Annotated in this window: 17 protein-coding genes; 14 read left to right on the top strand and 3 right to left on the bottom strand. The window is 61.1% G+C overall.

Features of this window, described 5'->3' with window-relative positions:
• Positions 1-5: 5 nt before the first annotated feature.
• Positions 6-812 carry an ABC transporter ATP-binding protein gene (locus tag OGI63_RS10320; protein ID WP_004218716.1) on the bottom strand — a complete coding sequence of 269 codons (807 nt, stop codon included), beginning with the start codon at positions 810-812 and terminating at the stop codon, positions 6-8.
• Positions 813-1050: 238 nt separating this feature from the next.
• Here OGI63_RS10320 and OGI63_RS10315 point away from each other — a divergent pair, with 238 nt between their 5' ends.
• The 5 genes from OGI63_RS10315 (at position 1051) to OGI63_RS10295 (ending at position 8159) form a co-directional block, all read left to right on the top strand.
• Entirely contained in the window at positions 1051-1986 is a 936-nt protein-coding gene (locus OGI63_RS10315; protein ID WP_004218718.1) for a tyrosine recombinase XerC, read from the top strand.
• A gap of 276 nt (positions 1987-2262) precedes the next feature.
• Complete coding sequence (locus tag OGI63_RS10310; protein WP_004218720.1) at positions 2263-3903, top strand: peptide ABC transporter substrate-binding protein; 1641 nt, start codon at positions 2263-2265, stop codon at positions 3901-3903.
• A 299-nt stretch (positions 3904-4202) separates the two neighbouring features.
• On the top strand, positions 4203-5129 hold the full coding sequence (locus tag OGI63_RS10305; protein WP_004218721.1) for an ABC transporter permease: 927 nt from the start codon (positions 4203-4205) through the stop codon (positions 5127-5129).
• 13 nt (positions 5130-5142) lie between these two features.
• The gene (locus tag OGI63_RS10300; RefSeq protein ID WP_004218722.1) at positions 5143-6099 is read left to right on the top strand and encodes an ABC transporter permease; all 957 of its coding nucleotides are present in this window, start codon (positions 5143-5145) and stop codon (positions 6097-6099) included.
• 17 nt (positions 6100-6116) lie between these two features.
• Positions 6117-8159, top strand: coding sequence for a dipeptide ABC transporter ATP-binding protein (locus OGI63_RS10295; protein WP_004269171.1), 2043 nt, complete (start codon positions 6117-6119; stop codon positions 8157-8159).
• A 259-nt stretch (positions 8160-8418) separates the two neighbouring features.
• Here OGI63_RS10295 and OGI63_RS10290 read toward each other — a convergent pair whose 3' ends face one another.
• A complete protein-coding gene (locus OGI63_RS10290; protein ID WP_004218724.1) occupies positions 8419-9093 on the bottom strand; it encodes a membrane protein in 675 nt (224 codons plus the stop codon).
• Positions 9094-9266: 173 nt separating this feature from the next.
• On the opposite strand from OGI63_RS10290, the gene OGI63_RS10285 reads away from it, so the two are divergent.
• The 7 genes from OGI63_RS10285 to acnA all read left to right on the top strand — a co-directional run bounded on the left by OGI63_RS10285 (position 9267) and on the right by acnA (position 19690).
• The gene (locus OGI63_RS10285) at positions 9267-10127 is read left to right on the top strand and encodes an exodeoxyribonuclease III (protein WP_004269170.1); all 861 of its coding nucleotides are present in this window, start codon (positions 9267-9269) and stop codon (positions 10125-10127) included.
• Between the two features lie 133 nt (positions 10128-10260).
• Positions 10261-11118 (top strand): DUF3710 domain-containing protein, encoded by an 858-nt coding sequence (locus OGI63_RS10280; protein WP_004218726.1) that lies wholly within the window; start codon positions 10261-10263, stop codon positions 11116-11118.
• Positions 11119-11186: 68 nt separating this feature from the next.
• Entirely contained in the window at positions 11187-11957 is a 771-nt protein-coding gene (locus OGI63_RS10275) for a DUF3159 domain-containing protein (protein ID WP_004218727.1), read from the top strand.
• Positions 11958-12070: 113 nt separating this feature from the next.
• Positions 12071-13381: a class I SAM-dependent RNA methyltransferase gene (locus tag OGI63_RS10270; RefSeq protein ID WP_004218728.1), complete on the top strand. Its 1311-nt coding sequence runs from the start codon at positions 12071-12073 to the stop codon at positions 13379-13381.
• A 335-nt stretch (positions 13382-13716) separates the two neighbouring features.
• A complete protein-coding gene (locus OGI63_RS10265; RefSeq protein ID WP_004218729.1) occupies positions 13717-14304 on the top strand; it encodes a hypothetical protein in 588 nt (195 codons plus the stop codon).
• A 48-nt stretch (positions 14305-14352) separates the two neighbouring features.
• A complete protein-coding gene (locus OGI63_RS10260; protein ID WP_004218730.1) occupies positions 14353-16923 on the top strand; it encodes an HAD-IC family P-type ATPase in 2571 nt (856 codons plus the stop codon).
• 67 nt (positions 16924-16990) lie between these two features.
• Positions 16991-19690, top strand: a complete 2700-nt coding sequence (gene acnA, locus OGI63_RS10255) for an aconitate hydratase AcnA (protein WP_004218731.1) — start codon at positions 16991-16993, stop codon at positions 19688-19690.
• An 83-nt stretch (positions 19691-19773) separates the two neighbouring features.
• On the opposite strand, the gene OGI63_RS10250 is transcribed toward acnA, so the two are convergent.
• Positions 19774-20025 (bottom strand): hypothetical protein, encoded by a 252-nt coding sequence (locus tag OGI63_RS10250; RefSeq protein ID WP_004218732.1) that lies wholly within the window; start codon positions 20023-20025, stop codon positions 19774-19776.
• A 172-nt stretch (positions 20026-20197) separates the two neighbouring features.
• Between OGI63_RS10250 and OGI63_RS10245 the strand changes: the two genes are divergently transcribed.
• On the top strand, positions 20198-20839 hold the full coding sequence (locus OGI63_RS10245; RefSeq protein WP_004218733.1) for a sugar O-acetyltransferase: 642 nt from the start codon (positions 20198-20200) through the stop codon (positions 20837-20839).
• Between the two features lie 147 nt (positions 20840-20986).
• Positions 20987-22248 (top strand): DUF262 domain-containing protein (locus OGI63_RS10240; protein WP_035136457.1); only part of this gene is annotated, 1262 nt, incomplete at its 3' end.

Raw genomic sequence — 22248 nt, 5'->3', positions numbered from 1 at the left:
TTGGCTCAGGCCTCCCTGGCTGCGGGCTCGACGTCGACCGGGCCGTTGTCCGGGTCGTCGTGCTCGGCGAAGACGGCGAGGATGTCGTCGTAGGTCGGGTGGTCCATATCCTGCGTGATCGAACCGTCCGAAAGCACGAGCACGCGGTCGGCGAAGCTCGCGGCACGCGGGTCGTGTGTCACCATGACGATCGACTGGCCATAGTCCTGCACGCATTGGCGCAGGAAGCCGAGCACCTCGCGGCTCGAACGGGAGTCGAGGTTGCCGGTGGGTTCATCGGCGAAGATGACGCTCGGACGTTCCATCATCGCGCGGGCGCATGCGACGCGCTGCTGCTGGCCGCCGGAGAGCTGGCTGGGGCGGTGGTCGAGGCGGTTTTCGAGCCCTACGACGCCGACGACTTTCCTGAACCAGTCGCGGTCGACCGGGCGGTGCGCGATCTGCAGCGGCAGCAGAATGTTCTCCTCGGCCGTCAACGTTGGCACGAGGTTGAAGGACTGGAAGATGAAGCCGATCTCTTTGCGCCGCAGTTGGGTGAGCTGCTTCTGCTTCATTGACGAGACCTCGAGGTCTTCGACGAACACCTGTCCGCTCGTCGGCACGTCCAATCCGGCCATGCAGTGCATGAGTGTCGACTTGCCGGATCCGGACGGCCCCATGATTGCGGTGAGCTCGCCGCGCTGGAATTCGACGCTGACATGGTTGAGCGCCGTCACTTGGCTGTCCGTATCGCCGTAGGTCTTGACCAGATCGACTGCGCGGGCGACGACCGGGTCGTCAGGATTTGTGACTGTGCGGGCTTGTTTGCTCATGGAAACCTTTCCACCGGGCTTGCGTCGCCCGGTATCCGATGGGTGGGATGCGCCAATCTGCATATGTGCATGGCACGGCGCGATATCTGCCCCGCAAAACGGCGCAGGCCCCTTCATCTTCACTGCACGACCGCTCCATATGAGTCGAATATGGTCATGGATGAGGGTCGTTTGCACAGACCACAGTACCGGAAGCAGGGTATGCTGGATCGCACAATCTCACGAGATGGAAGGTGCCATGGATGCGCAAGTGCTGATGGAGCGATTCATCGAATATCTGCGCTCCAACCGGGGACTCAGCGAGCACACCTGCATGGCGTACCGCGGCGATATTCTGCAGTGCCTGGAAGCGCTCGATGCCTTCGGCCGTGGGAATCCCGACGATGTCACGCTTGACGACCTGCGCATGTGGATGGGGCGCATGGCGCATACCGTGGGCAAGACGTCGCTCGCCCGCAAAACGATAGCCGTCCGTAGTTTCTTCACCTGGGCCTATGAGCATGGGATGCTCGCCCACAACCCGGCGCATGCATTGCGCACGCCGAAAATCGACAGGAACCTGCCGGCCGTGTTGAACGAGGACCAGGCCGAACGACTGATGGACACCGTGGATGCCGAAGCAGGGGAGAAGAACGCGGGCAAGTCGAAGGACGACGCCTTGAACGCTCATGCAAAGGCGCTCCGTGACTGTGCGATGCTGGAATTGCTGTATGCCACGGGTATGCGTGTGGGCGAACTCGTGGGATTGGACATGGGCTCGTTCGACTGGTCGAACCGCACAGTGCGTGTACTCGGCAAGGGGAACAAGACGCGAGTCATCCCGTTCGGGGCTCCGGCACAACAGGCAGTTGAGCACTGGCTGCACGGGGGAAGGCCGGTATTCGCGAATGGGAACAGCGGCAACGCGGTGTTCATTGGTGTACGTGGGTGCCGCATCGACCAGCGTGTGGTGCGTCAGGTGGTGCATGAGCAGGCCGAGCAGGCGGGGGTGCCTGACATCTCGCCGCATGCGTTGCGCCATTCCGCCGCCACCCATATGCTCGACGGGGGTGCGGATCTGCGCGAGGTGCAGGAGATGCTCGGCCATTCCTCGTTGCAGACCACGCAACGATATGCGCATGTCTCGATCGAACAGCTCAAGGACCGCTATAGGCAGGCCTTTCCCCGAGCATAGGGCGCATTGCCCCGGACCGTCGGCGTCACTTGTTAACACATCGGTAACAATGTAGCGGCGTACGCCTCCCACGTGAATTGACGGGGATTCGCGGCAAATGCGCGTATTGCAACGCATGCGCAAATGAGATGTATCGATGGAATGAATCTGCTGCGGATTTTGATTTGACGGGAGGTGTGGCAATAATGATGGGTAATCAGCAACGGGGTTGAGGGTCCCACCTTCAGCCCCGCTGCTATTAGGCGAGTATTCGTCTGCATATGAATAGGAGATACCATGAAGAAGAAGACACTCGGCCTCATCGCCGGCATCTGCTCACTGGGCATGATGCTGAGCCTGAGCGCCTGTGGTTCCAACGGCGGCAGCTCGGCCAAGGGCTCCGGCGACAACATCATCACCGCATACAACTCCGAGCCGCAGAACGCGCTGATCCCAGGCGACACCAATGAGACCGGCGGCGGCAAGGTGGGCCAGCTGCTGTTTGCCAACCTCATCGCCTTCAATGCCAAGGGCGAGGCGGAGAACGAGGTCGCCGACTCGATCAAGCCGAACGCCGACTCTACCCAGTACACGATCACGCTCAAGGACGGCTGGAAGTTCACCGACGGCACGCCGGTCACCGCCGAGTCGTTCACCAAGGCCTGGAGCTATGTGGCCAATGCGAAGAACGCCCAGAAGTGCTCCTCCTTCTTCAGCTCGATCAAGGGCTACGACAAGCTGCAGGACGCCAACTCCCTCAAGGGTGACGAGCAGCTCGAAGGCCTGAAGGTCAAGGACGACAAGACCTTCACCGTCGACCTCAACGCGCCTGATTCGGTGTTCCCAGTCAAGATCGGCTACCTGGCCTTCGCTCCGCTGCCGGAATCGTTCTACAAGGACCCGAAGGCCTTCGGCGAGAAGCCGGTGGGCAACGGCATGTACAAGCTCGACAGCTGGGATCACGGCAAGCAGATCGTGCTCTCCAAGAACGCCGACTACAAGGGCTCGCAGAAGGTCGCCAACAACGGCGTCACCTTCAAGATCTACACTTCCCCGGACTCGGCGTACGCCGATGTGCAGGCGGGCAACCTCGATGTGATGGACACCGTCCCGGCCTCTAACACGAAGACCTTCCAGAGCGATCCGGATGTTGAGCCTTACAACAAGGCCGGCTCCGTGATTCAGACCTTCACCATCCCGGCTGACCTCGACCACTGGAAGACCGGCACCGAGGAAGGCCAGCTGCGTCGTCAGGCCCTCTCGATGGCCATCAACCGTGAGCAGATCGTCGAGAAGGTGCTCAATGGCATCGGCACCGTGGCCACCGACTTCACCGCACCGGTGATCCCGGGCTATTCGAAGGATCTCAAGGGCTCCGACAACCTCAAGTACAACCCGACCAAGGCGAAGGAGCTGTGGGCGAAGGCCGACGCGATCTCGAAGTACGACGGCAAGCTCACGTTCTCGTTCAACGCCGATGGCGGCGCTCAGCCGATCTACGAGGCCGTGGTGAACCAGGTGAACAACACCCTCGGCATCCAGGCCTCGATCAACCCGATGCCGACCTTCCAGGAGTTCCGCGACGCCATTTCGAACCGCACGATCAAGGGTGCCTTCCGCACCGCTTGGCAGCCTGACTACCCGTCGGCCGAGAACTACCTGTACCAGCTCTACGACACCGCTGCGGCCAATGGTCACGGCTCCAACGACGGCGACTACTCGAACAAGGACGTCGACAAGCTCCTCGATCAGGCAGCTTCGGCGACCGATCAGGAAACGGCCATCAAGTACTACCACGATGCCGAGGAGATCCTGCTCGAACAGCTTCCGGCGTTCCCGCTGTACTATTCCAATGCGGACGGCGTGGCAGCCAAGGGCGTCAAGAACTTCCAGATGGATTGGCAGAACCAGCCCATCTATGAAGAGATGTCCAAGTGATGTCCAGGTGATGTCCAAGTGATGCTCAATTTGTTCACAATTGTGTGAGCACATGAGCCACCATCCATGGGAAGAGGGCGAAACCATTGGTTTCGCCCTCTTCTTGTATTTCGGTTGCAGGCAGAAGGCCACTGTGATTTACGTGGCGGGCCACACCTCCCATAGCCCATATGGGGCATCTTCTTCTCGACGTAAGTCAACGCATGCGGTAAACTAGGCACGAACTGAATAACCGATGCAACCGCTGGCGTGTCGAGTTCGCCGCGTTGCACCGGCATTGAATTTGCAAGGAGAAACCGATGGGCAAGTATCTTCTGCGACGTATTCTGCAGATGATCCCCGTGGTTCTTGGTACAACATTGCTGGTATACGCGCTCGTATTCGCGCTGCCAGGCGATCCAGTCAAGGCGATGTTCGGCGACAAGCCAGTCAATGAGGCCGTCGCAGCCCAGATCCGCAGTGAATACAATTTGGACAAGCCTTTTATTGTCCAGTATCTGTTGTTCCTGAAGAACGCATTGTCGCTGAACTTCGGCAACACATTCGCCGGCCAGCCAGTGATCGACGAGATAAGCCGGGCGTTCCCGGTCACCTTGAAGCTCGCCCTCATGGCGTTCTGCTTCGAGGCGATCTTCGGCTGCGTGTTCGGCGCAATCTCCGGCCTCAAGAAAGGCAAGTGGTACGATTCGGTCATCCTGATCGTCTCGCTGCTGCTCATCTCGGTGCCGACCTTCGTCACCGGCTTCGTCGGCCAGTACTTCCTCGGCGTCAAGGGACACATCTTCCCGGTGACGGCGGGCGCGGACCCTGGCTTCTTCGACCTGCTGCTGCCGGCCATGGTGCTCGGGTCGGTTTCCATGGCGTACATCATTCGCCTGGCCCGTTCCGAAATCTCGTCGAACATCGCACAGGACTACGTGCGCACCGCCCGTGCCAAGGGCATGAGCAACACCGCGGTCACGTTCCGTCACATCCTGCGCAATTCAATGATCCCGGTGGTCACCTACCTGGGTCAGGATCTCGGCGCACTGATGGGCGGTGCCATGATCACCGAGCAGATCTTCAACATTCATGGTATCGGCTATCTCACCTATCAGAGCATCCTCAAAGGCGAGGCGAATCTCGTGGTGTCGGTGGTCACATTGCTCACGCTCGTGTTCGTGATCTGCAATCTCATTGTCGATATGCTCTACGCGGCGCTTGACCCGCGCATCCGCTACGTGTGAAGGAGGGAGGGACATGACTGACATCACCAACAAACCGTTGCCTGGGCAGGAGCGCTTTGTCGCCCCCCTGGATGAGACCCCGCTGCTTTCGGTGGACAATGTGGATGAATCCGCACCGGCCACGAGCATGTGGGCCGATGCGTGGCGTACGTTGCGCAAGAACCCGATGTTCATCATCTCGGGAATCGTGATCCTGTTCATCCTGTTCGTTGCGATCTTCCCGGGGGTGTTCACCAGGACGAACCCGAACTACTGCAATCTCGAGAATTCCCTCGACGGCTCCCAGCCGGGCCACCCCTTCGGCTTCGACCTGCAGGGCTGCGACGTCTACGCCCGTGTGGTCTATGGTGCACGCACCTCGATCAGCGTCGGCGTGCTCACCACGATCATCGTCGTGGCTGTCGGCACGCTCATCGGTGCCATCGCCGGCTTCTTCGGAGGATGGGTCGATGCGGTGCTGAGCCGTCTGGTCGACATCTTCCTGGCCATCCCGATGCTGCTCGGCGCCATCGTCGTGCTGCAGATGTTCCGTACGAGCTCGTCAATCTGGAAGGTCGTGCTCGTGCTGGCATTGTTCGGATGGGTCTCGACGGCACGTATCGCCCGCGGCGCCGTGTTGAGCTCGAAGAACCTCGAGTTCAACACCGCCTCCACGGCGCTCGGCTCCACGCCGATGCGCAATCTGTTCCGCCATATTCTGCCGAACTCGGTGGCACCGATCATCGTCATCGGCACCACGTCGCTGGGCTCCTACATCGTCTCGGAGGCCACGCTGAGCTTCCTCGGCATCGGTCTGCCGCCGAGCGTGGTGAGCTGGGGCGGTGACATCTCGAAGGCGCAGACCGTGCTGCGCACCGACCCGATGGTGCTGTTCTACCCGTCGCTGGCGTTGGCCATCACTGTGCTCGCGTTCATCATGATGGGCGATGCCGTCAAGGATGCCCTTGATCCGAAGAGCCGTACCGCATGAGCGCACAGGAGACATCGATGACAAACGAGACACAGTCCAATCAGGAGACGATCGAAGAGAAGATCGAGGACATGCAGCATGAGGTGGGCCCGCTGCTTGAGGTCAAAGACCTCCAGGTGGACTTCACCACCGATGAGGGCAAGCCGATCCACGCCGTGCGCAACAGCTCGTTCAGCGTGTACCCGGGCCAGTGGGTGGCCATTGTGGGCGAATCCGGCTCCGGAAAGTCCACCTCCGCCATGGCATGCCTGGGCCTGCTGCCGGGTACCGGCCATGTGGTGGGCGGTTCGATCAAGCTCGAAGGGCAAGAGATCAGCCAATACTCGCCCAAGCAGTTCGCTTCGATCCGTGGTTCGAAGATGGGTTTGGTGCCGCAGGACCCAATGAGCAATCTGAACCCGGTGTACCGCATCGGCACCCAGGTCAAGGAGGCGTTGACGGCCAACCATATGGACGTCGCCCACGAGAAGCGTTCGAACCTGTCGAAGGCATTGGCCCAGGCCGACATCACGATCAAAAGCGAGGGCGATGAGACCTTCCTCGGTTCCAAGGAGCTGCCTGAGCTGCTCGAAGCGGCCGGGCAGGCCCTGGTCAAGGCCGGTGTGGAAGGCGGCAAGTACGAGAAGCGCATGGCGTATTTCCGCGAGGAGTGGGTGCCGGGTTCCGAAACCCGCTGGCGTGTTGCCGACGACCTCATCAAAAGCGGTGTGAAGGATGACGACGCTTGGTACATCGCCAAGAAATACGTCACCGGTTCCACGATGACCGACCGCATCGCGGGCCTGCTCGATGAAGCAGGTCTGCCCGATGCCGCCACGCGTGCACGCCAGTACCCGCATGAGTTCTCCGGCGGCATGCGACAGCGTGCGCTTATCGCCATCGGCTTGGCATGCCGTCCTGAGCTGCTCATTGCCGACGAGCCGACCTCCGCCCTTGACGTGACCGTGCAGAAGCGCATTCTCGACCACCTGCAGGAGCTCACGAACTCGCTCGGCACCGCCGTGCTGTTCATTACGCACGATCTCGGCCTGGCCGCCGAACGCGCCCAGCATATCGTCGTGATGTACAAGGGGCAGGTGGTGGAATCCGGCCCCTCGCTCGAAGTGCTTCAGAACCCGCAGCACCCCTACACGAAGCGTTTGGTGGCCGCGGCCCCATCGTTGGCCTCGCAGCGCATCATCTCCGTGGAGGAGAAGGGTGAGGACGCCACCTCGCTCATGGATCACAAGGTGGACGAAGACAAGCTCGAGCATAGCGACGTGATCATCGACGTCGACCATCTCACCAAGGAATTCAAGCTGCCGCGACGCCGTGAGATGTTCAAGGCCGTCGACGACGTAAGCTTCAAGATTCGTCGTGGCACCACGCTGGCCATTGTGGGCGAGTCCGGTTCCGGCAAGTCCACCGTGGCGAACATGGTGTTGAGGCTGCTCGAGCCGACCTCGGGCAAGGTGCTCTACAACGGTCAGGACATTCAGGAGTTCAAGGGCAAGAGCCTGTTGGATTTCCGCCGTCATGTGCAGCCGGTATTCCAGAACCCCTATGGCTCGCTCGACCCGATGTATTCGATTTACCGTTCCATCGAGGAGCCGTTGCGCATCCATAAGATCGGCGACAAGAAGAGCCGCCTCAACCGCGTCAAGGAACTGCTCGACATGGTGGAGTTGCCGGAGTCGGTGATGGCACGGTACCCGAACGAGCTTTCAGGCGGTCAGCGCCAACGCATCGCCATCGCACGAGCCATGGCGCTCAACCCCGACGTCATTGTCTGCGATGAGGCCGTCTCCGCCCTGGATGTGCTCGTGCAGGATCAGGTGCTGCATCTGCTCAACGACCTGCAGGCCAAGCAGGGGCTCACCTACCTGTTCATCACGCACGATCTCGCCGTGGTGCGTCAAATCGCCGACGACGTGGTCGTGATGCAGCATGGCAAGCTTGTAGAGCACGACACCACCGACGAGGTGTTCCTGCATCCGCAGCAGCAGTACACCAAGGACCTGCTTGACGCCATCCCGGGCGGCAAGCTCGAGCTCGGTCTCAATCTTGAAGACAAGGCCTGAGCAATCCTGAACATACACAACGACCCGCTGCCCGCATAATCTGCGTGCCGCGGGTCGTTGCTCTATGGGCCTCTGTCTCTTTTTACGCAAACGGGAGTGCATACGGTTAGTTGCGTAATCGGAGACAATTTCCTTACCGGAACTGTCTCTTTTTACGCTGATTACGCTGAGGGGCACTTGCACACAAGGTGTTCACACACGAGATAATCATGCGTAAAAGGGACAGATTCTTGCTTAATCTGTCTCCTTTTACGCAAGTCTATTCCTCGACATCCTCGGGTTCGTCGAGGGAGCCCTCGGAATCATCTGCATCATCGGTATCGGGAACCAGCTTCGTGCCGAGCGGCTGTGTATTGATCGCATAGGCGGCCATATGGTGCGCCTTGCCCACCTTGTGAATCGCGTCCATGATCTCGAATGCCTGCGCGAAGATGATCAGGGAGAAGATCTCGTGCGAGACCTCGCTGGTGAGTACATCGCCGCCTGGCAGATGCCCCAATAGCACGAACACGAAGAACAGCGTGGGGTAGATGAGCTGGCGTTGGTAGGTATAGAAGAATTCGCGGTCGGTCAGGTGGTAGATGATGATCGGCACAAGATTCAGGCATGAGAATATGATCTGGATGATCAGCAGCACGCCCACACCCTGATTCATCTTCGTGAAGAACACGGTGGAGAATGCGCCCAGACAGACGATCACATAGATGTTCGCCCCGACGAGATAGGCGAACTGCAGTGTGCGTGTATTCGTGAAGAAGCCGGCGAGGAACACGCAGAATACTGAGATCTCGATGAACACGTCCGCATAGAACTCGCTTTTGTCGAACAGCGAGATGGCGGCGCCGACCACCATGAGCACGGCGAGCGCAATGAAGAGCTTGAATCCACGCGGCATGGGCAGCTTGGCGGCAGGGGAATCGGTTGGTTTGGTCATATCCACTCCCAGTAATCGAACAGCACGGCGATGGCGGGTGTGGGCATCGCCCAGCTCACACAGTAGTTCGTTGGGAGCGGGACGAGGGGACTTTCATATGTCAGCTTATGTGAAACACCGCATGAAACCTGTTCGCCAGAACCATATGTTGCGCGCGCTGGTAGGCTTTAAGCATGGCTTTGACAATCACAACCTCGAATCTGAACGGCATCCGTGCGGCCAAACGCAAAGGATTCGACCACTGGGCGAAGGCGCATACGCCGAATGTCTGGTGCATGCAGGAGACGCGCGCGCCTCAGGAGATCATCGCCGACATCTACGGCGAGCTCGCGGCGGACTATGTGCATGCCGGCAAGATCGCGTCGCCGGAGGAACTGCATACGCTGGTGGACGTCTGCAGAATCAAGGGGCGCGCCGGCGTGGGCATGATCAGCGACATGCCGGTGCTCGAAACACGCGTGGGATTGCCCGGACTCGAGGAAGACGTGGATTCGGGGCGCTGGATCGAGGCGGATGTTCGCACCGAACAGGGGTATGTGATCACCGTCGTGTGCGTGTACGTGCATGCGGGTGGCTTGGTGGACGACCCGAAGGAGGCGCAGAAGTACCGTTTCCTCGACACGATGACCGAGCGCATGCAGCAGTTGCAGGATGAGGCGGCAAGCGGTGGCAGGCAGGCCGTGGTGTGCGGGGACTTCAACATTGCGCATAACCCGATCGATCTGAAGAACCCGAAGTCCAATGAGAACAACAACGGGTATTTCCCCCGCGAGCGCGCCTATATGGACAAGTGGATCGACCAGATGGACTACGTGGATGTGATGCGTGATCTCGCCGGCGACATCCAAGGCCCCTACACCTGGTGGTCGCAGCGCGGGCGTGCCTTCGACAACGATTCCGGATGGCGCTTGGACTACCAATTCGCCACTCCCGAATTGGCCCAGCAGGCGCGCGGCTTTGTGGTGGACCGCGCATCGTCGTACGACAGCCGGTGGTCCGACCACGCGCCGCTGACGATCAGCTACGACGTATGAGAGGCGCAGCGTGCAGGGTCGATGTGTGTGGATTGGGCGTGGGATGGCCTGATTTGACGTGCATTGCCAGTGCGCGTGCTAGTGTTGGACACAGCTTATTCACCGATTGGTATACGTCTTGCATGGAGGCATGATGGGCTTGTTTGGATTCGGCAGAAAGAAGAAAAAGCAGCAGGATGACGAGCGTCTGGCCGAGGCGGTGGACTCGCGGACCGAGGACGTCGCCGTCGAAGACAGCGAGGACGACGAGCAGACTGAGGTACTTGAGGGCGCCCGCACCGAGGTCGGTGTCGACTATGAGGGCCGTGGCGAGACGGTCGGCCCGTGGGATGTGGATGACGCGAACGCCCCCGATTACGACGAGTACCTCTCACTTGGCGCCTACTATCTGCCATTCGTGCAGGGCATCCAATTGCGCATCAAGGCGAACAACGCCACCCATGAGATTGTGGGGGCCACGATGACGATTGGCAATTCGAGCCTGGAGGTCGAGGCCTTCGCCGCCCCGAAGACGATGGGACTGTGGGACGACGTGCGCGAGGACCTGCTGGCATCGAATCCGGAGGCCGAGGCCGTGGACGGCATTTTCGGCACCGAGGTGAAGCTGCCGGTCAAGCTGCCGAATGGCAAGACGGCCCACACTCGCATCGTCGGTGTGGACGGCCCACGGTGGATGCTGAGGGGTATCTTCTCCGGCAAGGCCGCCTCCGACCCCGACGGCACCGAGACGAAGATCCTCAACGATGCCTTCGCACAGATTGTGGTGGAGCGCGGCGATGAGCCGTTGTCGCCGCGCGACCCCATTCCGATGGCCCGTCCGCTGACGCCGAATGAACGCCGTGCGCTCGCCGCCCAGGAGGAGGATGGCGATCTCGCAGGCGATGACCACTCGAAGATCCCCGGCCGTCCGGATGGCCCGTTGTCCACTGATCAGCAAGTGGAGCAGCAGACCACGTTGCGCCGAGGCCCGATGTTCTCCGAAGTGCGCTGAGGGCACCTAGCAACGCCTACTCATCTCATCTATCCGACATTTACGGACCAACACCCACGAACGAGGTCATGAGCAACCAGAACGAGCGACACGCTTCCAACACCCGGCCGGCACGCGCACGAAGCGGCATGGCGGCACTGGCGAATGCGGGGGAGAACGACGAGTTCTCGGTGATCGCCGCCATAGGTGGTGTACGTGGCGTCGTGGAATCGATGCTTCCGGGACTCCTGTTCGTCGTGCTGTTCATCTGCACGTCGGATCTGCGTATGACGGTCATCGCCTCCGCCGCACTTGCCGTGGTGCAGGTGGTCGTACGCCTCATTCAACGCCAGTCGGTCATGGGCGCGTTGGGTGGTCTCGTCGCCGTCGGCATATGCCTGTTCTGGGCGTGGAAGAGCGGCGAGGCCCGCAACTACTACATGTATGGGTTCATTACGAACGCCGCCTACATTGTGCTGCTGCTCGTCTCGATGGCGGTACGGGTGCCGGGGCTCGGGTTCCTCGTGGAGTTCATACGATCGCTGCCCACCGAGCATTTCAAGGCTTGGCTCAGCGGCTGGCGCAGTGACAGGGCGCTCTACAAGGCGTATGCCCGGATCACATGGCTGTGGATAGGCCTGTTCGCGTTGCGCCTCATCGTGCAGGTGCCACTGTACATGACGAATCAGGTGGGGTGGCTCGGCACCACGAGGCTGGTCATGGGCATTCCGTTCTGGGCGCTGGCGATCTGGATCTCCTACCTCATCGTCGCCGACCCGTTGCACCGTCACCGCATGCTCGAGAAGGAGCGGGAATCCACAAGTACTGAGGGCGGCGACGCACATCCGACTGCCCAATAGCAGCGGCACATCGACAGTGGGCCATGGGGGAGTCCGGCAATACCGGGCTCCCTCGCGTATGTATGGCATGCGGTACTCTTAAGTTCGTTTGGTATTGAGCGGAAAGGCGGAATATGGAAGCCACGGTGGACATCGAGCGATATGCGGATCAGGGTAGGTGCGTGGCGCACATTGACGGCCGAGTGGTCTTCGTGCGGTTCGCGTTGCCCGGCGAACGTGTGCGCATCGAACTCGACGAACCCACGAACCGCAACGACCGGTTCTGGACAGGCGAGGTGGTGGAGGTGCTCGAACCCAGCCCCGATCGCGTGGAGCCGCTATGGCCGTTGGCGGCACCACTTGCGATGGGAGGGGGAGCAGGTGGCGCCGATCTCATCCACGTGTCCTTGGAAGGCCAGGAACGCTGGAAGGAAGCCACCCTCAAGGATGTGATGAAGCGTCTAGGCCATGTCGACCTTGATGATGTGCCTGTATATGCGATGCCGGGGGATGAGCAGGCGCATGGTCTTCACTGGCGCACCCGCATCGAGATGGTCACCGACGACGAGGGGCGCCCGTCGATGCGCCGCCGGGGCACCCATGTGCGGGTGCCGATCGACACGATGCCACTGGCGACGCGTGCCGTGCTCGAGGTCGCCGAAATGAACGGCGTGTGGGACGGGAATCTGCCGGAGAACGCGCAGATTCGCATCGCCGTGCCCGAACCGCGCGTGGATGCCGAGCAGATTGCGGATCCCGAAGCGTTGCGCAAGGCAATCGGCAGGAACTATGCGATCATGGTGGACGGCAAAGTGCGTCACGGCAGCCGCGCACTCAAGGAAACCATCATGGTGGACGGCAAACCGTTCGAATACACGGTGGATGCCGGCGGATTCTGGCAGATGCACCGCGAGGCGCCGATGGTGCTTCCGCAGTATGTGATCGATCAGATTCGTGAGACGCCCGGCGACCGTGCACCGCGCAATGGGCGCAATCTGGTCATCTGGGATCTCTATTCGGGGTCCGGCCTGTTCACGCTGCCCCTCGCCACACTGCTCGACGACCGTGCCAAGCTCGTGAGCATCGAGGGGGCGAAGGACGCCGTGGCCAACGCGCGCCGGAACCTGAGGAACGCGGGAATCCACACCGTGCAGGCATTGTGCGGCGACGTGCTGCACACGCTTGACAAGGACATCGATCCTCAACGCGCGCATCCCGACATCGTCGTGCTCGACCCGCCTCGTGCCGGCGCGAAGGCCAAAGTGTGCCATAAGATCGCGAACAGCGGTGCGCCGATCGTCGTCTACATCGCATGCGATCCGGCCTCGCTTGCACGTGACACGGCGACGCTCACCGAACATGGGTACCGGATCCACTCCATCGCGGCCTTCGACATCTACCCGCAGACCCACCATGTGGAGACCGTCGCAGTCTTCGTGAAATGAGAGGAGAGAGCGCGTATCTGCCGGCGGTGCCGTGCCGGTGCGGGCTTGTATCCATGGCTCGTCGCGGTCACAGGCACGAATCTGTGCTTGCATTCGCTGAGACCTGCTGTTTTCGTCATATCGCTGCACTTTGGCGGTACACGGACGAAAAGATGCCCGTATTGTCGTCGTACTTGCGCCAATCTGCGTTGATTTGGCGAAATAGGACGCCGATATGCGTTGTTCTGTCGCAGATTTGCGCAGATATGACGAAATCACGCTACGCTATATGCATCACGGCACCCGAGCTACGACTGGGTGAGATGGGCACGGGAAGCGCGGCAGGCGGGAGGAACATGGCACGGAGAACGAAACGGCTGGCGGCCATTGCATGCGCTGTGGCGGCGCTGGCGCTGATGGCCGGCTGCACGCCGAAAGGTGCGGCGGTGGGGGACACGCAAAACAACGAGACCTATGAGCACAACCACAATGAGAACACCGGTGCGCGGCTGGACGTCGCGGTGATTGGCTCGCCGCACGGTGGCGCGGATGAGCTGGTGATGCGCTCGCTCGCCACCAAGGAGTTCAAGGCGAGTTACACCGGTGTGCAGCAGTACTCGGCGGACCCGCAACGCGCCGCCGATTTCGCACGGAAGGCGGTGAGCGATGCGGTGAGCCGTCATCCCAAGGTCATCGTCATCAGCGGGCTCACCTTCCATGACGACGAGTCGCAGTGGAATACGGCGCTCGCCAACGCGCGCAATGCGGGCATACCGGTCGTGCTGCTCAATCCGGCCGATGTGCCCGGCGACACCAAGCTGTTCGCCGCCACCTTCGTCGTCAACGATCGCATGATGGACGCGCAGCCCATGGGGGAGGCGTTGCGTTCGGTGATCTTCGACCATCCCCATGAGCGCGAGATCGTCGTCAGCACGCGTTCCTGACCACCGGCGTATTCCCCTGCGTGCGTACGGTTGAGTAGACTGGCGAACATGAGCGATTCCGCGAATGCACAGCAGAGCGTATCGATGACCGGTGCGCAAGGTGGCGACGACCATGCACATATGCCCGACGTCACCGAGAAGGGGCTCACCGCAGCCGAGGTGCGCGACCGTGTGGAGCGCGGCCAGACGAACGAGGTGAAGTCGTCGACGTCGCGTTCCCTGGCGGATATCGTGCGCGCCAATGTGTTCACGTTGTTCAACGGCATCATCTTCACCGCCATGGTCATGGTGCTCATCACTGGTTCGTGGAAAGACGCGGTGTTTGGCCTCGTCATCCTGATCAACACCGGCATCGGCATCGTCACCGAGTTGCGGGCCAAGCGCACGCTCGACAAGCTCTCCATTCTGATCGCCTCCGATTACCTCGTGCGCCGCGATGGCAAGGATGTGGACGTCCCGCATAACGGCATCGTGCTCGGCGACTGCCTGTGGATCCGCTCCGGCGAGCAGATCCCGTGCGACGCCGAGATTCTGCATACCTGGGGATTGGAGCTCGACGAGTCCATGATCACCGGCGAGTCACGCACCGTGCGCAAACAGGAGGGCGAGACCGTGTATTCGGGTTCCACGGCCGTCTCCGGCATGGCGCTCGTCAAGGTGACCGCGGTCGGCGCCCACAGTTATGCCGCCACGTTGACCGCTCAGGCGAAGGTGTACAAGAAGAACGTCTCCGACCTGAACAAGGGCATCAACACGATCCTCAAGTTCATGACGTTCCTCGTGGTGCCGCTGTGCATGCTGCTCATTGTCACGCAGATGCGCACGGTCGGCGGCTGGCACAACGCCATCGCGACCGGAGAATGGCGCCAAGCTGTCGTCTCCTCCGTGGCCGGCGTCGTGGGCATGGTGCCCGAGGGGCTCGTGCTGCTCACGTCACTCAATTTCGCGCTCGCCGCCATTCGCCTTGCCCGCAAGAACACGCTGGTGCAGGACCTCGACTCGGTGGAGACCCTCGCACGCGTGGATGCGCTCAATCTCGACAAGACGGGCACGATCACCGACGGCGGCATCGTGTACGACGATTTCATAGCGCTGCCGGGTTGCCGGAACAAACAACATGCGATGCAGGCGCTATACGACCTCGCCAACGAGGAGAGCCCCAACGGCACCGGACGCGCGGTGTTGGAGGGGCTCGGCAAGCAAGGCTTCTCCGGTTCCGCAGGTTTGGTGCGCGTGCCGTTCTCAAGTGCGCGCAAATGGAGCGCGGTCGCGTTCCACGGCCTTCCCGACGAAGGCCAGAATGGCGTGTGGTACATGGGTGCCCCCGAGGTGCTGCTGAGCGGTTTCGACGGCGAATACCAGCAGATTCTCGCGCAGGTGAACGAATACGCCAACAATGGCAACCGCGTGCTGCTCATCGCCCATGTTCCCGGCGGCGATGTGCCTGCCGATTTCGAAACGAACCCGCAACTCGAGCGTACGGCGGTGCCCGTCGCGATCGTGCTGTGCTCGGAGCACATTCGTTCCGATGCCGAGCCGACGCTTCGCTGGTTCCGTGAACAGGGCGTGCGTTGCCGTGTGATCTCGGGCGACAACCCGGTGACCGTGGGCGCCATCGCCGCGAAGGTGCAGTTGACCGGCGAGCGCAAGCCTGTGGCGATGGACGCACGTGAGCTGCCGAAGAACGTCGATGAGCTGGCCCGGGTGCTCGAGGGAGTGGACGTGCTCGGCCGTGTGCTGCCCGAACAGAAGAAGGCGATTGTGCAGGCGTTGCACACGCAGGACCATGTGGTGGCGATGACCGGCGATGGCGTCAACGACGCGCTGGCGATCAAGGAGGCGGATCTCGGCATCGCCATGGGCAATGCGGCACCGGCCACGAAGGCCGTGGCCGAGGTGGTGCTCGTCGATTCGAAGTTCTCGCATCTGCCCGACGTGGTGGCGCGCGGTCGGCAGGTGATGGCGAACATGGAGCGTGTGGCGAGCCTGTTCGTGACGAAGACCGCCTATTCCGCGCTGATTTCCCTCGGCGTGGTGCTCATGGGCATTCCCTTCCCGTATCTGCCCCGCCACATCAGTTACATCGGTGCGCTGACGATTGGCGCACCGGCGTTCTTCCTGGCTCTCGCCCCGAACACGCGCCGCTACATTCCCGGCTTCCTACGCAGGGTGGTCGCGTTCTCGGTGCCCTGCGGCATCGCCACGGGACTTTCGGTGCTGCTGAGCGCCTGGTTCATTCCCAGATTCATGCACTGGAATGTGTTCACCTCGGAGCAGCAGCTGTTCTGGTTGCGTTCGATGTGTGCCACCGTGCTGTTCCTCATGGGCATCTACGTGCTGTCCAGGGTGTCGAAGCCGCTCAATTCATGGCGTGGCTGGCTGGTGCTCGCCTTCGCCGCCGCCGGCGTGATCGGCGCGTGCATCCCGTTCATTGCGCGCTTCTTCGCATTCGGGCTGCCCGCGGGGCGCGCGGTGTGGATCCTGTTGCTGCAGATGGCCGTCGCCACCGTGCTGTTCGTCATCAGCATCTGGGTGTTCTCGCGCTTCCTGCCCAAGTGGATGCGGGAGGCGGGCCGCGAGACCGGGATTAATGGCGCATCTCACAATACAAACGGCTGAAAAAGGGTTGACACAAACGCCCTGTAGTGTTAGTGGCACGCAACATCCATGAGATTTCGGAGGAACTATGTCTCTGCGCGACGAACAGCTGGATGTCCTCAAGGTGGGCGACAAGTCGTATGACTACTACCGCATCGCCGATCTTGAAGGCGTCGATCACCTGCCGTACTCGCTGAAGGTGCTGGTCGAGAACCTGGTGCGCAACATCGACGGCGCCAACATCACCGATGAGCAGGTTCGGGAATTGCTCGCATGGGATCCTGCGGCCGATCCGAGCCATGAGATCCAGTTCATCCCCTCGCGTGTGGTGATGCAGGACTTCACCGGTGTGCCCTGCGTGGTCGACCTGGCCACGATGCGCGATGCCGTCAAGTCGCTTGGCGGCGATCCCGAGGTGATCAACCCCCAGGTGCAGTCCGACATGATCATCGACCATTCGGTGCAGATCGACGCCTACGGCGTAGAGAACGCCGTCGAGATCAACATGGACATCGAATACCAGCGCAACGGGGAACGCTACCGGTTCCTGCGCTGGGGGCAGCAGGCCTTCGAGAACTTCCGCGTGGTGCCGCCGGGAACCGGCATCATCCACCAGGTCAACATCGAATATCTGGCGCAGGTGGTCATGCGCAAGGAGCTCTCGAAGGGCACCACGCTGGCCTATCTCGATTCCTGTGTGGGCACCGACTCGCATACGACGACGGTCAACGGTCTGGGCGTGCTCGGCTGGGGCGTCGGCGGCATCGAGGCCGAGGCGGCCATGCTCGGCCAGCCGATCTCGATGCTGGTGCCGCGCGTGGTCGGCTTCAAGCTCACCGGATCGATTCCCGAGGGCGTCACCGCAACCGATGTGGTGCTCACGATCACCGATCTGCTGCGTCGTCATGGCGTCGTAGGCAAGTTCGTCGAGTTCTATGGCGAGGGCATCGCCTCGGTGCCGCTGGCGAACCGTGCCACGATCGGCAATATGAGCCCCGAATTCGGCTCCACCTGCGGCATCTTCCCAATCGACGAGGTGACCCTCGACTATCTGCGTCTCACCGGTCGCTCCGAGGAGCAGGTGGCCCTTGTCGAGGCCTATGCCAAGGCGAACAAGCTGTGGCATGACGTCAACGATCCGAATTTCGTGGAACCGAGCTATTCCGAGTACCTGGAGCTCGACCTGTCCACCGTGGTCCCGTCAATCGCCGGACCGAAGCGCCCGCAGGACCGCATTGAACTCAGCCATGCGAAGACCACCTTCGAGCAGACGCTTCCCGGATACATCACCGAGAAGACGAACGGCAACCCTGTTCCCGTCTCCACCGATTTCCGGGGTGATTTCGAATTGACGAACGGCGATGTGGCCATCGCCTCAATCACCTCGTGCACGAACACATCGAATCCCTCGGTCATGATCGCCGCCGGCCTCATCGCCCGTAATGCGGTCGCCAAAGGCCTCAAGCCCAAGCCATGGGTGAAGACCTCGCTGGCCCCCGGTTCCCAGGTGGTGGCCGACTACCTGAAACAGGCCGGGCTGCAAGACGACCTCGATCGTCTCGGCTACGAACTGGTGGGATTCGGCTGCGCCACCTGCATAGGCAATTCGGGCCCGCTGCTGCCCGAGATCTCCGAGGCGATCAATGCGAACGACCTCACCGTCACCGCCGTGCTCTCGGGCAACCGCAACTTCGAAGGGCGCATCAGCCCGGATGTCAAGATGAACTACTTGGCATCGCCGCCGCTTGTCATCGCCTACGCTTTGGCCGGCACGATGGACTTCGACTTCGAGCATGAGGCGCTTGGCAAGGATCCTGAGGGCAACGACGTCTATCTGAAAGACATCTGGCCCACGAATGCCGAGGTGGAGCAGGTGGTCAGCGGCAATGTGAGCCGTGAGATGTTCCTCAACGACTATGCCAGCGTGTTCGAGGGCGATTCGCGTTGGAAGGGGCTCGATGTTCCCGAGGGCGAGCTGTTCGCCTGGAACCCGGAGTCCACGTACGTGCGCAAGCAGACCTTCTTCGACGGCATGAGCGCCACGCCGGCTCCGGTCGAGGACATTCGCGACGCACGCGTGCTCGCGCTGCTGGGCGATTCGGTCACGACGGACCACATCTCTCCTGCGGGTGCGTTCAAGGCCTCGAGCCCGGCGGGCAAGTATCTCGTCGAACATGGCGTCGAGCCGAAGAACTTCAACTCATACGGATCGCGTCGTGGCAACCATGAGGTCATGGTGCGCGGCACCTTCGGCAATATCCGTCTGCGCAACATGCTCCTCGCCTCGGTGGGAGAGGAGGTCAGGCCCGGCGGTTACACCTACGATTTCCTGGCGATGAAGCCGACGACCATCTACGAGGCGTCCCGCGACTACATCGACAACGGCGTGCCGCTCGTCGTGCTCGGCGGCAAGGAATACGGCACCGGTTCCTCGCGCGATTGGGCCGCCAAGGGCACTGCGATGCTCGGGGTCAAGGCCGTCATCGTCGAAAGCTTCGAGCGCATCCACCGTTCGAATCTCATTGGCATGGGCGTGCTGCCATTGCAGTTCCCCGAGGGTGAGTCCGCCGAATCGCTGGGGCTTGACGGCACCGAGACCTACAGCATCACCGGCATCACCGAGCTGAACAACGGCGTCACGCCAAAAAGCGTGCATGTCGAGGCCACACACAAAGACGGCTCGAAGACTGAATTCGAGGCGGTTGTGCGCATCGACACACCGGGTGAGGCCGACTATTACCGCAATGGCGGCATTCTGCAGTACGTGCTGCGCAATCTCATGAAGTGAGCATTGGTCCGTCTTATATGGGAAGGGGCGCACCTCCAACGAGGTGCGCCCCTTCCCATATAAGACGTTATTTCAACGCTTGTTCAGTGCTTGCCGTTCTTCCCCGACATTCGATCCGCCTCGGAATTCACGATGGTCTGCACGCGCTCTTCCTGCAGTTCCTCACGCCTACGCTGCAGCTGGTCTTCCTTGGTGTCGGGCTCGCGAATGAACCCCATCTGGGCATAGGCGTCTTTGATGCCGGCGCTCACAGCGGCGCGGATGATGTAATACAGGACCCACAGTGCCAGCCCCACGACGATGATCGTGAACAGACTGCTCCACAGCAATGTCATATCTTTCTCCTTTGAAAGAGCGTTCGTTTGGTATTGCAAACGCTTTCATAGAACAGAATACACCAATCTGCGCAGATTGGAATGTTCTGGGATGCCGTGGATTGCAATCCGTGCGTCCTCGGATATCCTTGAGCCAGAGAATGAATCCCGAACCCAAGGAACGACGAACGCCATGACCAACGGAACCAGTGCCGACACCCGCGAGTACGAACGCATGCTGAGCGGCGAGCTGTACATCGCAGACGACCCGTACCTCAAGGAACACAGCCTCAAGCGTCGCAGGCTCGTGCAGGAGATCAACCGTTCGGACTACGACGAGTTCGACAAGCGTGAAGCCCTGTTCCGTGAACTGTTCGGCAGTTTCGGCGAAGGCTCGTACATCGAGCCGCCGTTCCGCGCCGATTACGGGTGCAACACCTACATCGGCAGGAATTTCTATGCGAACACCGACTGCATCTTCCTCGACGTGGCACGCATCGACATCGGCGACAACGTGTTCTGCGGCCCGCGGGTCAGCCTGCTCACACCCTATCACCCGATCGATGCGCAGGTGCGCAACGAACAGCTGGAGGGCGGCAAGCCAATCTCCATCGGCAACGACGTATGGTTCGGTGGCAACGTCACCGTGTGCCCGGGCGTCACGATCGGCGACGACGTGGTGATCGGCGCCGGCTCCGTTGTGGTCAAGGACATCCCCTCACATTGCATTGCCGTGGGCAACCCGTGCCGCCCGATCCGTGCCATCACCGATGCCGACCACGAACAGTGGCAGCGCAAGGCACGTGAATATCGTGCATGGAAAGAGGGAATCTAAGGCCGGCACGAACCCCGGCGCGTCACCCTTGTTACAATGACAGCGTGAGGCAAAGAACAGTGTCGATCATTGCGGGCGACCGGCAGGCGTCGTGCGGGCGCACCACGCATCCCTGCCACGATCGGCGTATGCCGGAAGGGGGACGTGATGTCGATTAGTGCCAGTGAGAAGCCGCTGTCGAAGGTGTTCACCTCCGACTACCGGTTCACCATACCCTCGTTCCAGCGATCATACAGTTGGCATGATGCGCAGATGCGGCAGCTCGTCAACGACGTCATGGACGCCTGCGCGTTGCACGACGGACCGTACTTCCTTGGGTCGCTGATTCTCGTGCATGACGAACGCGGCATGCACCAGGTGATCGACGGGCAGCAACGTCTGGTCTCACTGTCGATCCTGTTTTCGATCCTGCTTGCGTTGGAGGAGGACCCGCAGCTGACCTCCAGTCTGGAAGGACTGCTTATGGAGGCCGGCGACAAGCTGCGTGGCATCAACGCGGAGCCGAGACTCACCTTGCGTGAGCAGGATGAGGGGTTCTTCCGCGAATACGTGCAGCAGGGCGACCTCGAGGCGCTGTTCGACCTGCGCGAGACCGATATCCACACGCAGGCCCAGCGCAATATTCAGGGCAACACGAGATGCGCGTACGACATCCTGGCGCGTATGCAGGACGACGAACGCCGCCAGTTCGCGCAATACCTGGTCAACGATGTCATGTTCGTCATCGTGACCACAGACGACATCTCCGGCGCCTACCGCATCTTCGACGTGATGAACATGCGTGGCATGCCGTTGACCCCCTCCGACGTGTTCAAGGCGAAGGTGGTTTCGTCCATCTCACCGGCGGCACGCGACGCCTACGCCAGGTATTGGGACGAAATCATGGAGCCGATGGGCGACGACACCGAACGCATCGAACGCTTCTTCAAGGATCTCGACCTCATCGCCACCAAGACACCGCTGTGTGAATCACTCATCGCCGATTTCATGGACCATGTGCTCGAGCGCTATATGCGCAAGGGCGAGGGCATCGAATACATCGACGAGGTGCTGCGGCCATACGCGATCGCCAATGAGATCATTCACCGACCCGGAGAAAGCCTGTTGCCGGACGATGTGGTCGATCTGCTCATAGGACTCAATGACTACCCCTCCAAGGACTGGCATCCAGTCGCCATGTGGGTGCTCGTGCATTCGCTCAAAGGACTCGACGACCCTGACACCGTCGTCTTCGAACGGCAGACGGCGGATCATGGGCGCGAACACCAGGTGAAGGTGCATGACGCCCAACGTCTGCGTGACGTGCTCGCCTCGCTCGACCGCGTCACCGGCACCGATTGCCTGAACGGCAAGAGCGAGCTCGAACGGCGCACACGCGCGTCCACAATCGTGCGCGATCTGAACAAAGG

It is taken from the genome of Bifidobacterium sp. KRGSERBCFTRI, from assembly GCF_025908335.1.
The sequence above is the reverse complement of the archived record's forward strand: the minus strand, read 5'-3'. Positions and strand labels throughout refer to the sequence as shown.